13 protein-coding genes are annotated in these 13,940 nt (G+C 71.6%); 8 read left to right on the plus strand and 5 right to left on the minus strand.

Annotation, left to right across the window (positions count from 1 at the left end; translation table 11 throughout):
* Positions 1-13: 13 nt before the first annotated feature.
* From M4V62_RS07095 to M4V62_RS07110, 4 genes are all read right to left on the minus strand, one after another.
* On the minus strand, positions 14-493 hold the full coding sequence (locus M4V62_RS07095) for a carboxymuconolactone decarboxylase family protein (protein ID WP_249586371.1): 480 nt from the start codon (positions 491-493) through the stop codon (positions 14-16).
* The gene (locus M4V62_RS07100; RefSeq protein WP_249586372.1) at positions 490-1,569 is read right to left on the minus strand and encodes an NAD(P)H-dependent amine dehydrogenase family protein; all 1,080 of its coding nucleotides are present in this window, start codon (positions 1,567-1,569) and stop codon (positions 490-492) included. Before M4V62_RS07100 ends, M4V62_RS07095 begins: the two co-directional genes overlap by 4 nt.
* Before the next feature lie 115 nt (positions 1,570-1,684).
* Complete coding sequence (locus M4V62_RS07105; RefSeq protein ID WP_249586373.1) at positions 1,685-2,200, minus strand: lytic polysaccharide monooxygenase auxiliary activity family 9 protein; 516 nt, start codon at positions 2,198-2,200, stop codon at positions 1,685-1,687.
* Positions 2,201-2,432: 232 nt separating this feature from the next.
* Entirely contained in the window at positions 2,433-2,975 is a 543-nt protein-coding gene (locus M4V62_RS07110) for a heme-binding beta-barrel domain-containing protein (protein WP_249586374.1), read from the minus strand.
* Positions 2,976-3,192: 217 nt separating this feature from the next.
* Between M4V62_RS07110 and M4V62_RS07115 the strand changes: the two genes are divergently transcribed.
* From M4V62_RS07115 to M4V62_RS07150, 8 genes are all read left to right on the plus strand, one after another.
* The gene (locus tag M4V62_RS07115; protein WP_249586375.1) at positions 3,193-4,218 is read left to right on the plus strand and encodes a FecCD family ABC transporter permease; all 1,026 of its coding nucleotides are present in this window, start codon (positions 3,193-3,195) and stop codon (positions 4,216-4,218) included.
* A 2-nt stretch (positions 4,219-4,220) separates the two neighbouring features.
* Positions 4,221-5,333 (plus strand): FecCD family ABC transporter permease, encoded by a 1,113-nt coding sequence (locus tag M4V62_RS07120; RefSeq protein WP_249586376.1) that lies wholly within the window; start codon positions 4,221-4,223, stop codon positions 5,331-5,333.
* A gap of 4 nt (positions 5,334-5,337) precedes the next feature.
* The gene (locus M4V62_RS07125; RefSeq protein WP_249586377.1) at positions 5,338-6,192 is read left to right on the plus strand and encodes an ABC transporter ATP-binding protein; all 855 of its coding nucleotides are present in this window, start codon (positions 5,338-5,340) and stop codon (positions 6,190-6,192) included.
* A 56-nt stretch (positions 6,193-6,248) separates the two neighbouring features.
* Entirely contained in the window at positions 6,249-7,943 is a 1,695-nt protein-coding gene (locus M4V62_RS07130; protein ID WP_249586378.1) for an ABC transporter ATP-binding protein, read from the plus strand.
* Positions 7,940-9,793 (plus strand): ABC transporter ATP-binding protein, encoded by a 1,854-nt coding sequence (locus M4V62_RS07135; RefSeq protein ID WP_249586379.1) that lies wholly within the window; start codon positions 7,940-7,942, stop codon positions 9,791-9,793. The genes M4V62_RS07130 and M4V62_RS07135 overlap by 4 nt, the downstream gene beginning before the upstream one ends.
* Positions 9,793-10,860 carry an iron-siderophore ABC transporter substrate-binding protein gene (locus M4V62_RS07140; protein ID WP_249586380.1) on the plus strand — a complete coding sequence of 356 codons (1,068 nt, stop codon included), beginning with the start codon at positions 9,793-9,795 and terminating at the stop codon, positions 10,858-10,860. Before M4V62_RS07135 ends, M4V62_RS07140 begins: the two co-directional genes overlap by 1 nt.
* Positions 10,861-10,875: 15 nt before the next feature.
* Complete coding sequence (locus tag M4V62_RS07145) at positions 10,876-11,412, plus strand: NUDIX hydrolase family protein (RefSeq protein ID WP_249586381.1); 537 nt, start codon at positions 10,876-10,878, stop codon at positions 11,410-11,412.
* 126 nt (positions 11,413-11,538) lie between these two features.
* On the plus strand, positions 11,539-12,597 hold the full coding sequence (locus M4V62_RS07150) for a YncE family protein (protein ID WP_249586382.1): 1,059 nt from the start codon (positions 11,539-11,541) through the stop codon (positions 12,595-12,597).
* Positions 12,598-12,613: 16 nt separating this feature from the next.
* Here M4V62_RS07150 and M4V62_RS07155 read toward each other — a convergent pair whose 3' ends face one another.
* Positions 12,614-13,903: a YhgE/Pip domain-containing protein gene (locus M4V62_RS07155; protein ID WP_249586383.1), complete on the minus strand. Its 1,290-nt coding sequence runs from the start codon at positions 13,901-13,903 to the stop codon at positions 12,614-12,616.
* Positions 13,904-13,940: the final 37 nt, after the last annotated feature.

A 13,940-nucleotide genomic window follows, 5' to 3' on the forward strand; every position in this document is an offset into this window, starting at 1 on the left:
GGGGCAGGAAGCGTCAGTGCCCCGGCAGGACGCACACCGCGTCGAGGCCGAGCACATGGTTGAGTCGGCCGAACGCCAGCCAGGAGCCGATGCTCATGCTCAGCTCCACGATCTCGTGCTGGCTGTAGTGCGCGGTCATCCGCGTCCAGAACTCCTCGTCGAGGCCATGGTGATCCAGGGCGTACCGCTCGGCGTACTCGGCGGCAAGGCGTGTCCGGTCGTCGAAGGCGTCGGTGGTGCGCCACTGGGTCACCGCTTCGGCGAACTCCTCCTCGACCTTCTGCCCCTCGCGTTCGGTCCGCCAGTCGAGGCAGAACAGGCACCCGTTGATCTGCGCGACGCGCAGCCGTGCGGCCTCGAACTCCCGCAGCCCCAGGGTCGTGTGCTCGTACACCGCCAGCGAGAAGTTCGCGGCGGCCATGCCGATCCCGGGGACCATGTCACCCCACACGTACCCGATCGGCTCCTGCCCCTCGGGAATGTCAATCTTCATTTCTGGCTCCTTCCGAGCTTGCCTGTCGCGGGGCGCAGCGGGATGTCCAGCGCGTCGTAGAGTCCGGGCTCCGCGGCCACGAGCCAGTCGATGGCGCCGACCAGACGGCCGACCGCGGTGGCGTTGCCGCCCGCTGACCGGTTCTCGCCCTCGTCGGTGGCCTCGACCGTCACCTCGATGCGCGGGCGGCCCTCGATGATCACCCGGTGCGCGCCCGCGCCGTCCGGCGGCGTCGGCCAGTCCGGTGCGCACGACGGGTGGATGCGGGTGACGTGCTCGATGACGATGCGGGGCTCTCCTGCGACGATCCCCTGCACCTCGAACCGCACGGCACCCTGGGTGCCCTTCTCGAAGTCGCCCATCGTGCGCGTGGTCACCGAGGTGGCGAGCGCGCGGCGCTCCAACGTCTCGCGGATGTCGTCGAGTTCGACACCGAGCGCCCTGGCCATCAGCCGTATCTGGCCGCCCCACACCATGGTCGGGACGGTCTCGGCGAGCATCAGGGGCTCGTAGTCCATCGGATGCCCCATGCCGATCAGGTGGCGTACGGAATCCTCCTGGTCGTACGTGGAGTAGTCGAAGATCTCCTGGCAGCGGATCGCGTCGACGGTGCTGCCGAGTCCGCTGATCAACAGCGGCAGTACGTCGTTGCCCCAGCCGGGGTCGACGCCGGACACGAAGAGGGAGCCGCCTCCTTCGGCAATGGCGGCGACGACCGGATCCCGCAGCTCGGGCGGGGCGTTGCGCTGGTCGTAGAGCGCGTAGAGCGCGGGGGTGACGACGACGGCTCCGGCCCGGATCACCCGGCCGACGTCGTCGAGGGCCTCGTCGGGGCGGATGTCGCCGGAGGCCGCGTAGACGACGGCCTGGGGCGAGGCCGCGAGGACCGCCTCGATGTCGTCGGTCGCGGCGACGCCCGACCGCCCGTCGAGCCCGGCGAGGTCGGCCGCGTCGCGGCCGACCTTGTCGGGACTGTGGACGAGCACGGCCGTGAGCTTCAGCGCCGGGTGGGCCTCGACGGCACGGATGGCCGCGCGGCCGACATTTCCGGTACCCCAGACAACCGTGGAAATCATGCGGCGGAGGGTAACCAGAGGACGTATCAGTTCATAGAGCCATGACCGGAGAGATGTGCGTCAAGGACGCCTGCCCTGGACACCTGCCCCGGCCGACCTGCCCCGGAGACCTGCCTTAACGGATGTTCACGTCGATGCACGCGTAGAAGGCGTTCGACGTGTCGCCGATGTTCCAGACCGCGAGCACCTTGTGCCTGCCGGTGGCGCTGCCGAGGTTGACCTGGTGCGAGACGGTGGCGGGCGGCTGCTGGTTGCCGCCGTCGATCGTCGCGACCTTCGTGCCGTCGACGAAGTACTCGTAGTTCGCGGTGCGGTGGCGTGCGGTGAAGGTCCAGGTGAAGGTCTGCGTCCTGCTCACGTCGCTGACCTTCCAGCCCTTGCTGTCGTCGTTCAGCTCCGCGAACCGCGCGTTGCCGCCGCTACAGCTGCGCAGACCCTTGGGCCCCTCGACGCTCTGGGGTTCCCACTTGATCTCTCCGCACGCGACCGTGCCGGCGGCGCACTGCGCCTGCCGGCTGGCCGGTGCGTTGACGTATCCGTGCGCGCTGGCCGAACCGGTCGGCAGCGTGAGGGCGAGGACCGGTGCCAGGCCCGCACCTATCATCGCGGCCAACTTCCGCTTCCTGTGCATGCGTAACTCCTTCACGGCGCTGTGGAGTGGGGGTGTGCGTGAAGTGCTTCTGCAGGTTGCGCGACGTACTTGGGTGGGGGGGTACGAGAAGAGGTGGGGCCAGATGTTCGCGATGGCCGATTAGTCCAGACCATAGACTTTGGCGAGGCTCGGTCAAGGCCGGTTTCGGGCCACGTACGGGCCACGTATGGGCCACGTATGGGCCACGTACGGACGGCGGGCGCCGCGTGGCCTACGCCGTGCGCCTCAGCAGTGCCGAGAGGTGGTGCTGCAGCGGCTGGCCGACCGCCTCCAGGTCGTGGACGAAGGTGAGTTGGCCGTCGTCGGTGAACGTGTAGCGGCGGCGGGTGGCCTTGACCTCCTTGGCCGTAGGGGTGCGCGCCACCTCGCTGGTGGAGAGGTCGATCGAGCCGCCGGCGGCCTGGCCCACCGCGATCTCGGCGATGCCGGTGGGCTGGGTGATCAGCGCCTCCACCCGCCCTTCGGGCTGCATCCGCCACCAGCCGCTCTCCCGGGCGGAAGGACGCAGCGGCGCCTCGTCGGCGTCGAGCAGCCAGGCCCTGGCCTCGTAGCGCAGGAAGGGGCGCCCGTCGTGGCTGAAGGTGACCTCCTGGGCGTACGTGAAGTCCGCGTCGAGGGTCGGGTACTCGCCCTGGCCCCGGCCGTGCCAGGTCCCCAGGAGACCGAGCACGGGCGCGAGCAGCGGATGCGGTGCCGGAGCCTCGTCCGGTCGGTGACCGTCGGGGTACGGGTGCTCCGGTGCGGGGTCGAACACGGTGTGCGCTCCAGGGGTAGGGGCCGATGCCTGGAGGAAGCCTAGGGGCCCGCGGGGGCGGAGGCCGGAAGGCGGCGGCAGCGGCGGGAGCCCTCACCGGCGGTGGCCGAAAACTTAGGGTAACCTAATCGACCGGCCCGGCTTCGGCGGATTTCGCGTCCCGCACCACGCCCAAGTCCCGCCACCCCTAAGGGAGTTGGCTGTTGGAGACTGCAAGGTGACGCGGAGCAGAAGGGTCCGTCCGACCCTTCTCGTGGCTCTGCTCGGCGCCGTCCTGGCCGTGCTCTGCGTGCTGTCGATCGCCCTGGGCGCGGCCAGCATTCCGCCGGACCAGGTCGTGCGGGCGCTGTTCGGCCACGCTCCGAGCAGGCTCGTGGAGAACATCGTCTGGTCGGCACGCGTGCCCCGCACCACGCTCGGCATCGCGGCGGGCGCGGCCCTCGGTCTCTCCGGCGCGCTCATGCAGGCCCTGACCCGCAATCCGCTCGCGGACCCGGGCATTCTCGGCGTCAGCGCCGGTGCCTCCTTCGCCATCGTGCTCGCCGTCGGGGTGATCGGCGTCGGCTCGTTCCACGGGTACGTCTGGTTCGCCTTCGCGGGCGCTCTCGTGGCGAGCGTCCTGGTCTACCTGCTCGGCAGGCTGGGCCGATCCGGCCTGACGCCGGTCAAACTGGCCCTCGCCGGTGTCGCGGTGACCTCGCTGCTCTCCTCCCTCACCAGCGCGATCGCGCTGACCGACCCCGACGCGCTCGACCGCTTCCGTTTCTTCTCCGCCGGTTCGATGGCCGACCAGGACGGCGCCACGGTCCTGCGGATCCTGCCCTTCATCGCGGTGGGCACGGCCCTCGCCCTGGCGTGCGCACCGGCCCTCAACAGCCTGGCCCTCGGTGACGACGTGGCGGCATCGCTCGGGCGGCGGCTCGGTCTGGTCCGGCTCCAGGGGGTCGCCGCGGTCACGCTCCTGACCGGCGCGGCGGTCGCGGTGATCGGCCCGGTCGTCTTCATCGGGCTGATCGTTCCGCATGTCGCCCGCGTGCTGGCCCAGTTGGCGGGGATCGGCCCGGACCACCGCTGGCTGCTTCCGCTCTCGGCGCTGCTCGCCCCGTGCCTGCTGCTCGCCGCCGACATCGTCGGACGGGTCGTCGCACGGCCCACCGAGATCCAGGCGGGTGTCGTCGTCGCCTTCATCGGCGGCCCGTTCTTCATCGCCATGGTCCGCCGACGCCACCTGTCGGAGGTATGAGGATGAGCGGCTCGAAGACCGCGCGCGGCTCGTCCGTCGTCCGTACCCACGGGTCAGCCGTCCGCACCCACGGGTCCTCCGTCCGTACGTTCCGGCTGACCGTGCCGCCCGTCTCCGGAATCCTGCGCCCCCGGCTCGTGGCGCTGGGCGCGGTGCTCGCCGTCGGCGGCTTCCTGCTGTTCTGCTGGGGCCTGACGATCGGCGACTACCCGATCGCCTTCGCCGATGTCGTACGCGCCCTCGCGGGCTCCGGCGACCCGGGCACCGTCCTCGTGGTCGAGGAACTGCGGCTGCCCCGCGCCCTGGTCGGACTGCTCGCCGGGGTCGCCTTCGGCGTGTCCGGCGCGCTGTTCCAGACCATGACCCGCAACCCGCTGGCGAGCCCCGACATGATCGGCCTGACCCAGGGCGCGGGCACCGCCGTCGTCGCGGGGATCGTCCTCGGCTGGGACGGCGGCCTCGGCACCCAGGCGCTCGGGCTCTTCGGCGCCCTGGCCACGGCGCTCGTCGTCTACGCCCTGGCCTGGCGCCGCGGCGCCACCGGCTACCGCATCATCCTGGTCGGCGTCGGAGTGGCCTGGATCTGCACCAGCGCCACCGACCATCTCCTGGCCAGGGGCGGCCGGTTCCAGGCGCAGGCAGCGCTCGGCTGGCTGGTCGGCAACCTCAACGGCCGTACGTGGGGCCAGGTCGGGCCGCTCGCGATCGCCCTCGCGGTGCTGCTGCCCGCGGCGCTGCTGCTCGGGCGGCTGCTGCGCACCCTGCAACTGGGGGACGACGTGGCCACCGGGCTCGGCACCCGGGTGCAGCCGGTGCGCCTCGCAGTCCTGCTCTGCGGGGTCGGGCTCGTCGCCTTCGCCACCGCGTCCGCGGGACCCGTGGCCTTCGTGGCCCTCGCCGCGCCACAGATCACCCAGCGCCTCGCCCGCACGGCGTGGCCGCCCACCCTCGCCTCGGGGCTCACCGGGGCCGTGGTGGTCCTCGGCAGTGACCTCATCGCCCGCACACTCGTCTCCGGCACGGAACTGCCGGTCGGCATCGTCACCGGCGTGCTCGGCGCGCCGATCCTGCTCTGGCTGCTCGTCCGCGCCAACCGCGCGGGTTCAGGAGGTTGATCCCATGTCGGCTGACTCCCTGTCGACCGACCCGGCTCCGGCAGGCCCGGCGCCGGCCACCGACGTGGACCTGCGGGCCCGCGACCTGAGCCTGGCCTACGGCAACCGCCTGGTGGTGGACGGCCTCGACCTGGCCGTGCCGCCGGGCCGCATCACGGCCGTCGTGGGCGCCAACGCCTGCGGCAAGTCCACCCTCCTGCGCGCCCTGGCCCGGCTGCTCGCACCCCGCGGCGGCGCCGTCCACCTGGACGGCCGCGCGCTACACTCCATACCGAGCCGCGAGCTGGCCCAGCGCCTTGGCATCCTGCCGCAGAGCCCGGTCGCGCCCGAGGGTCTGACCGTCATCGACCTGGTCAACCGCGGCCGGTCACCGCACCAGACCTGGTGGCGGCAGTGGTCGAAGTCCGACGAGGACGCCGTCCACCAGGCGCTTGCCGCGACCGGCATGACCGATCTCGCGGACCGTCCCGTCGACGAACTCTCCGGCGGACAGCGCCAACGCGCCTGGATCGCCATGGCGGTCGCCCAGGGCACCCCCGTACTGCTCCTCGACGAGCCGACGACCTATCTCGACCTCGCGCACCAGATCGACGTACTCGACCTGATCACCGACCTCAACCGGCGCGAGAACCGCACCGTCGTGATGGTGCTGCACGACCTCAATCAGGCCTGCCGCTACGCCGATCACGTCGTCGCCATGAAGTCGGGCCGGATCGCGGCCGAAGGCACCCCGGCCGAGGTGATCACCGTCGACACCGTGCGGGACGTCTTCGAGCTGAAGTGCCGCATCACCCCGGACCCGGTCAGCGGTACGCCGCTGGTCATTCCCATCGGCCGTCACCACGGCGAATCGACTTAGGGTAGCCTCACCTGGATTTCTTGCATCTGCATGGTCCGGTCCTGGAGAGGTGGCGGGTGAGTACATCAAGTCCGTCGGGGCGGGACGTCCTGAGAGAGTCCATACGGGGGCAGCGGCGCGATGTCGGCGTCGGCGCGCTGCTGGGTTCCGGCCACCAGATAGGCGAGGCGCTGGTCCCCGTCCTGATCGGTGTCGCGATCGACCAGGCCGTCACCGACTCCGACACCGGCGCCCTGCTCGTCTGCCTCGGCGTCCTGGCCGTCGGCTATGTGGCACTCGCGCTGAGCTTCCGCTTCGGCGCCATGGCCGGTGAGCGGGCCGCGGCCCGCGCCGAGCACACCCTTCGCATCTCTCTCGTACGCCGCATACTCGACCCGGGCGGCGGCGCCGAGGAAGGCCGGCTGCCCGGGGCCCTGGCCAACATCGCGACCGAGGACGCCAAGCGCGTCGGCGCCGTCAACATGGCCCTGATGGCCGGGATCTCGGCGCTGACAGGCATCCTCACCTGCGCCGTCGTCCTGCTGCGCATGTCGCTGACGCTCGGCCTCGTCGTGCTGCTCGGCACGCCGGTGCTGCTCTGGCTCGGACATCTGCTGAGCAAGCCGCTCGAGCACCGCAGCGAGGCCGAGCAGGAGCGCGCCGCGCACGCGTCGGCCGTCGCCGCCGACCTGGTGACGGGCCTGCGGATACTCAAGGGCATCGGCGGCGAGTCGGCGGCCATCGCCCGCTACCGCACCACAAGCCGCGACTCCCTCGGGGCCACCCTGAAGGCCGCACGCGCACAGGCCTTCCAGAGCGGTGTGGTCCTCGCGCTGACGGGGTTCCTGATCGCCGCCGTCGCGCTGGTCGGCGGCAGGCTCGCCGCCCAGGGCAGCATCAGCCTCGGCGAGCTCGTGTCGGCGGTCGGCCTCGCGCTCTTCCTGCTCGGCCCCCTGGAGACGCTCTCCTGGGTCAACGCCGAACTCGCCCAGGGCAGGGCGTCGGCCACCCGGATCGCGGAGGTCGTCGCCACCCCGGCCACGATCACCGCCGGGGAGCGGAGCCTGTCCCAGCCGGTGCGCGGCGCCGTCCGGCTCGACGGCGTCCGGCACGGCGGTCTGCGCGGAGTGGACCTGGACGTCGCGCCCGGCGAACTGCTCGGCGTGGTCGCGACCGACCCCGCGCACGCGGGCGACCTGCTGCGCTGCCTGGCCCGGCGGACCGACCCCGACACCGGGACCGTCGCACTGGACGGCATGTCCCTGCGGGATCTCGACCCGGCCGAGCTGCGCACGGCGATGCTCGTCGCCGATCACGACGCGGACCTCTTCGCGGGCACCGTCCGCGAGAACGTCACGGCCGCCGCACCCGACGGCGCCGACCCGGAACAGGCGATGGCGGCCGCCGGAGTGACCCAGGTCGCCCAGACCCTGCCGGACGGCGAGCACACGCCGGTCGGGGAGCGCGGCCACTCGCTCTCGGGCGGGCAGCGCCAACGCGTCGCCCTGGCCCGTGCCCTCGCGGCCGAACGGCCCGTCCTCGTGGTCCACGATCCGACCACCGCGGTCGACGCCGTGACCGAGGCCCGCATCGCCGCCGGTCTGCGCGAGATCCGCAAGGGCCGCACCACGATCCTGGTGACCACGAGCCCCGCGCTGCTCTCGGTCACCGACCGCGTGGTGCTCCTGGACGAAGGCCGGGTCACCGACACGGCCCCGCACGCCGAACTGATCCAGCGTCATGAGGCTTATCGCACGGCGGTGTTGGCATGAACGAGACCTCGAACGAGCAGCAGTCGGACACCCGCGAGCTGCTCCCCACCGCCACCGCGACCCGCACCCGGGCCGCGGTCCGCGAGCTGGTGCGCCCGCACCGCGGCCTGGCGGTCGGCGGCTTCGCGGTGATGATCGCGGCGACGGCGGTGGGACTCCTCGTCCAGCCGATCCTCGGCCGCATCGTGGACCTGGTGGCCGACCAGCGCCCTGCGGGAGACCTCACGCTGCCGGTCGTCCTGCTGGTCCTCGTCGCCCTCGCGCACGGCGGCACCACCTCGCTCGGCCTGTCGCTCGTCTCCCGGCTCGGCGAGACCGTGCTCGCGCAGCTGCGCGAGCGGTTCGTGGAGAAGGCCCTGCGACTGCCCCTCGAACAGGTGGAGAAGGCCGGTGCCGGAGACCTCACCGCGCGGGTGACCCGGGACGTCTCGGTGGTGGGCGAGGCGGTGCGCAGCGCCCTGCCCGAACTGGCCCGTTCCCTGCTCGCCATCTTCCTGACGCTGGCCGCGATGGCGGCGCTCGACTGGCGTTTCCTGGTCGCGGCCCTGCTCGCGGTGCCCGTCCAGGCGACCACCGCCCGCTGGTACGTCCGCCATGCCGTGCCGCTCTACGCCCAGCAGCGCATCGCCACCGGCGCCCAGCAGCAGCAGCTCCTCGACACCATCGCAGGGGCGGGCACGGTGCGGGGCTTTCGCATCGAGGAGGAGCACACCGCACGGGTGACCCGGCGTTCGTCGACCGCGGTCGCGCTGAAGATGCGCGGCATCCGGCTGGTCCTCGACTTCTACAACCGCCTGCACGTCGCCGAGTACACCGGGCTCGCCGCGGTCCTCGTCACCGGTTTCCTGCTCGTCCGCTCGGACTCCGTGTCCATCGGCACCGCGACCGCCGCCGCGCTGTACTTCCACAGCCTGTTCACGCCGGTCAACTCCGCACTCGTGCTCCTCGACGACGCGCAGTCGGCGACCGCGTCGCTCGCCCGCCTCGTCGGGGTCGCGGACGAGCCGACGCCTGAGCCCACGCGGGCCGAGGGGACGGCCGAGCCGTCGCAGCCCGGTGCGGCGCCGGACGGCACCGTCACCGTGACCGGCATCGACCACGCGTACGTACCCGGCCGTCCCGTCCTGCGACACGTGGACCTCACGCTGCGGGCCGGGGAGCGGGTGGCTCTTGTCGGCCCGAGCGGCGCGGGCAAGACCACGCTCGCCAAGCTGATAGCGGGGGTGCACCGGGCGACCTCGGGATCGGTGCGCCTGGCCGGAACCCCGGGCCGGGGCAACGGCCTTCCGGTGGCCCTGGTCACCCAGGAGACGCATGTCTTCGCCGGGCCGCTGGCGGACGACCTGCGTCTTGCCCACCCCGACGCCACCGACGACGAACTGCGCACGGCGCTGACCGACGTCGACGCGCTGGAGTGGGCCGAAGCGCTGCCCGACGGCCTGGACACGGTCGTGGGCGACGGAGGCCACCGCCTCACCTCCGCCCAGGTCCAGCAACTCGCCCTGGCCCGGCTGATCCTCGCCGATCCGCCGGTGGCCGTGCTCGACGAGGCGACGGCCGAGGCCGGAAGCACCGGCGCGCGTCTCCTGGAGAAGGCCACGGACCGGGCGGTCGAGGGACGCACGGCGCTCGTCGTCGCCCACCGACTGACCCAGGCCGCGACGGCGGACCGGATCGTCGTCATGGAGGACGGCCGGATCGTGGAGAGCGGCACCCACGACGAACTGCGCGAAGGCTCCGGCCCCTACGCCTCCTTGTGGCAGGCGTGGTCCGGCACCCGTACCGCGACCGACAAGTCCCCCACGCACCGCGCAGGTCCCGACACCACCACCGTGAAGGACGACGACTGATGCTCGGCTCTCCAAGACGCACGGCACGCATCACCACAGCGCTCGCCTCCGCGCTCCTCCTGCTCGCCGCCGCCACGGCCTGCGGCTCCGGAGACGACTCCGGCACGGGCTCGGACAACGCCGCGTCCGCGGACGGCGCCTTCCCGGTGAGCATCGCGCACAAGTACGGCAGCACCACCGTCAAGTCCGAGCCCAAACGCATCGTCACCGTCGGCCTCACCGACCAGGACGCCGTGCTCGCCCTGGGCAAGGTGCCCGTCGGCACCACCGAGTGGCTCGGCGGCTACAAGGGCGCCATCGGCCCCTGGGCCGCCGACGAGCTCGGCGGCGCCAAGGCGCCGACCGTCCTGAAGGACACCGGCACGGGGCCGCGGACGGAGAAGATCGCGTCCCTCCACCCGGACCTGATCCTCGCCGTCTACGGAGGCCTGACCAAGGAGCAGTACACGACCCTGTCGAAGTTCGCCCCGGTGGTGGCGCAGCCGAAGGAGTACAACGACTTCGGGGTCCCGTGGCAGCAGCAGACCGAGACCATCGGCAAGGCGCTCGGCCAGAAGGACAAGGCCAAGAAGCTGGTGACGGGCGTCGAGGCCGACTTCAAGGCCGCGACCAAGGAGAATCCGGCGTTCGCCAAGTCCAGTGCCGTGATGGCCACTCCGTACGAGGGAATCTTCGCCTTCGGCAGCCAGGACCCACGCTCCCGGGTCCTGACCGGCCTCGGCTTCACCCTGCCGGGCGACCTGGACAAGGTCATCGGCGACGAGTTCGGCGCCAACATCAGCAAGGAACGCACCGACCTGCTGGACACCGACGCGATCGTGTGGATCGCGTCCGACCCGGCGAAGGACGAGGCCGAGCTCGGCAAGAACCCGCTCTACGCCGATCTGGACGTGGCCGAGGAGGACCGTGAGGTCTATGTCGCGGAGGCGAGCGACTACGGAAACTCCGTCTCCTTCGTGTCGGTCCTGAGCCTGCCGTACATGCTGGAACGCCTGGTCCCGCAGCTGGCTTCGGCCGTCGACGGTGACACCGCGACCAAGGTGAAGCAGCACGCCGGGAGCCAGTGAACGTATGATCAGCCGATGTCTGACACGACCGAAACCACGCCCGGCTGGCTGACCTCCGACGAGCTCGAGCAGGCCCGTAACCGCATGCCGATCCTGTACGTCGAGGCCGTGCCGGTGCGCGTCGACGACAACGGCGAAGTCACCAGCATCGGACTGCTGTTGGGGATGGGGCGGGACGGGTCGGTCAGCCGCTCCCTCGTCTCCGGCCGGGTCCTGCACCACGAGCGGGTCCGTGACGCCCTGCTGCGCCACCTGGAGAAGGATCTCGGCCCTGCGGCGCTCCCCCGCGTCCCGGCCTCCCTCCAGCCCTTCACCGTCGCCGAGTACTTCCCGACGCAGGGCATCACGCCGTTCCACGACCCCCGCCAGCACGCGGTGTCCCTCGCCTACATCGTCCCGGTCGCCGGCGACTGCCGCCCCCGGCAGGACGCTCTCGACCTGGCGTGGTTCAGCCCGCAGGAGGCCTTGTCGGTGGTGGTCCAGAACGAGATGCCGGGCGGTCACGGCGTCCTGCTCAAGCAGGCCCTGGCGCACGCCGGTTGCCTGTCCTGAAGGGTCCCGGGATCCGAGAAGAGCTGACGGGAGCGGGAGGGGCCTGACGGATTAGGTAAGGCTCGGCTAAGTTGATCGGCGAGTGCCTTCCTCCGGAGGCACATCTGCCAAGGAGATCGACGCAGCATGAGCTCAACCATCCGCCGGGCCCGCCGTACCACCGCGATCACCGTGTCGCTCGCCGCGGGAGGTGCCCTCGTCTCGGCAGGCACCGCGGACGCCGACACCGCGAGGACCGGCTCGCCCACCGAAACGGCGCCGATCAGGCAAGGCCTCTACCAGTCCGCGTACTCGGAGCGGAACGACGCGCTCTGGATGACCTCTTCCGTGGGCATGCCGCCCGCCACGGTCACCGACTCGCGTCTGCTGAGAGTCGACCCGGACACGCTGAAGGTCGAGAAGGCCTACACGCCGCCGGTCACCGACGCGGCCACCGGCGCGGTCGAGTCGGTCTACGGCGTCGCCGTCGACGACGAGCACAACACCGTCTGGACTACCAACACCCGCGACAACTCCGTCGCCGTCTACAGCCAGCGCACCGGCAAGCGCCTCGCCACGCTGCCGAACGTGAACCACGCCCGCGAGATCGTCGTGGACGAGCGGCGCGACACCGTGTGGGCGAGCTCCTTCGCCGACGGCAGCCTCGTCGCGTTCGACTCCGCCACCTTCAAGGAGAAGAAGCGCGTCACCGTCCCCGGCACGGGACCGACGGGCATCACCGTGAACGAGCGGACCGGTTCGGTGTACGCCGCCGACTACCACGGCGCCCGGATCATCGAGATCTCCCGCCGCGCCGAGAGCCCGCGGCTCATCCCGGCCGGCAAGGGACCGCTCTCGATCGCCCTCTCCAAGAACGGCCGCACCGCCTACACCGCCGACCAGACCTCCGGCACGGTCACGGTCGTCGACCTGCGCAAGGGCGCCGTCACCCGGTCCGTGCCCACCGGCGGCGGCACCAAGTCCGTGGCCGTCGACCACCGCTCGGGCCACGTCCTTGCCGTCAACCGCACGACCGCCACCGTCACGGTCGTCGACCCGCACAAGGGCGAGGTCGTGAAGTCCGTGGGCACCGGCGTGAACCCCAACCACGTCCATGTGGCCGACGGCCACGCGTACGTGACCGACAAGTCGGGCTCGGGTCCCGCGGGCGAGGACCTGCTGACCCGCGTCCACCTGCACCGCTGAGAGGCTTCGGGAGCGTTCAGGGCGAGGGCTGCGGAGTCATCCGGTGCAGTCCCTTGCGGTCGTAGTAACGGGTCATCGCGAACCCGAAGGCCGCGGCGATGACGCTCCCGATCGCGATCATGATCCATGCGCGGGCGAGGCCGGCGTCGGCGCGGGCGTCGAAGAAGAGGATGGCGCGGACGCCGCCGCTGAGCTGGCGCATGGGCTCGAAGATGCCGAGGAAGCGGTAGAAGCCGGGGACCGCCTCCAGCGGGATGGTGGCCCCGGAGGAGGGGAGGCCCAGGACGATGAACACGAACATGGACACCAGCTGGCCGATCCCGCCGAAGGCCGCGTTGATGGCCTGGACCCCCAGGCCCACCGCGAGGCTCGCGCAGTAGGAGAAGACCCACAGCAGCGGCAGGTGGGTGGCGTCCATGCCGAGGATCGCGATCGTGGCCAGCATGATCAGGGTGGTGGTCAGGACCGTGATGCCCGCGGTCATGGCCATCTTCAGGAGCAGGGTCTGCGTGCGGCTGATCGGCACGGTCGGGCGGCGGGTGTGCCAGGGGCCGATCTCACTGTCGGCGTAGCCGAGAGCGGTGTCGACGCCCATGCTGATCATGTTGGCGCCGAGGAACCCGGCCAGGACGAGCAGCAGGGTGTAGTAGAACGCGCTCAGGCCCAGGCCGCTGTTGTCGCCGATGGGGTGGCCGACCTGGGTGGTGATGCCGACCGGGTCGGTCAGGAGCAGGCCCGCGGTGGAGCCCGCTTCCTTGTCGGCGCCCGCCGCCTTCAGCTGCTTGCCGATGGCCTGGGAGGACTGCTGCGCGGCCGTCGTGGCGATCCTGCTCGCCAGGGAGGAACCGAGGCTGCCCATGCCGGGGTTGGTGAGCACCGTCATCGTCGGCCGCTCCGTCGCGCGCGGGGTGGTGAGCGCGGCGACGGAGTCGCTGAAGTTCGCGGGGATGACCAGGGCGCCGTAGATCTTGCCCGAGTCCAGCTCGTCCTGGGCCTGGGCCCGCGTGAGCCCGCGCCAGTCGGCCTTGTCGCTCGACGTGTCGGCGAGGACGGTCTCGGCGACCTGGGTTCCCAGGTTCTGCCGCTGCCCGGCCGGGGGCTTGCCCTGGTCGGCGTTGACGATCGCGACGGGCAGGTCGCGCAGGTCGCGGTTGGGGCTGATGATGCCGCCCATGTAGAGCAGCGAGAGGAGCAGGGCGAGCAGCCCGGTCAGGACCGCGGGCACCAGCCACAGCTTGGGGCGGCGCAGGAGCGCGGAGGCGCGGGCCTCGGTGCCGGAGTGACGGGGAGCGTTGTCGTCGTCCATGGTGCCCACCTTCGGTGCCGCTCGCGGCGCCCGGAGC

Origin of the sequence: Streptomyces durmitorensis, assembly GCF_023498005.1 — a bacterium.
GTDB classification, from domain to species: domain Bacteria; phylum Actinomycetota; class Actinomycetes; order Streptomycetales; family Streptomycetaceae; genus Streptomyces; species Streptomyces durmitorensis.

Excerpts from the sequence above, each read along its gene's own strand:
- M4V62_RS07095 (WP_249586371.1), bottom strand. The coding sequence starts at position 493 with ATGAAGATTGACATTCCCGAGGGGCAGGAGCCGATCGGGTACGTGTGG.
- M4V62_RS07100 (WP_249586372.1), bottom strand. The coding sequence starts at position 1,569 with ATGATTTCCACGGTTGTCTGGGGTACCGGAAATGTCGGCCGCGCGGCC.
- M4V62_RS07105 (WP_249586373.1), bottom strand. The coding sequence starts at position 2,200 with ATGCACAGGAAGCGGAAGTTGGCCGCGATGATAGGTGCGGGCCTGGCA.
- M4V62_RS07120 (WP_249586376.1), top strand. The coding sequence starts at position 4,221 with ATGAGCGGCTCGAAGACCGCGCGCGGCTCGTCCGTCGTCCGTACCCAC.
- M4V62_RS07125 (WP_249586377.1), top strand. The coding sequence starts at position 5,338 with ATGTCGGCTGACTCCCTGTCGACCGACCCGGCTCCGGCAGGCCCGGCG.
- M4V62_RS07135 (WP_249586379.1), top strand. The coding sequence starts at position 7,940 with ATGAACGAGACCTCGAACGAGCAGCAGTCGGACACCCGCGAGCTGCTC.
- M4V62_RS07140 (WP_249586380.1), top strand. The coding sequence starts at position 9,793 with ATGCTCGGCTCTCCAAGACGCACGGCACGCATCACCACAGCGCTCGCC.
- M4V62_RS07145 (WP_249586381.1), top strand. The coding sequence starts at position 10,876 with ATGTCTGACACGACCGAAACCACGCCCGGCTGGCTGACCTCCGACGAG.
- M4V62_RS07150 (WP_249586382.1), top strand. The coding sequence starts at position 11,539 with ATGAGCTCAACCATCCGCCGGGCCCGCCGTACCACCGCGATCACCGTG.
- M4V62_RS07155 (WP_249586383.1), bottom strand. The coding sequence starts at position 13,903 with ATGGACGACGACAACGCTCCCCGTCACTCCGGCACCGAGGCCCGCGCC.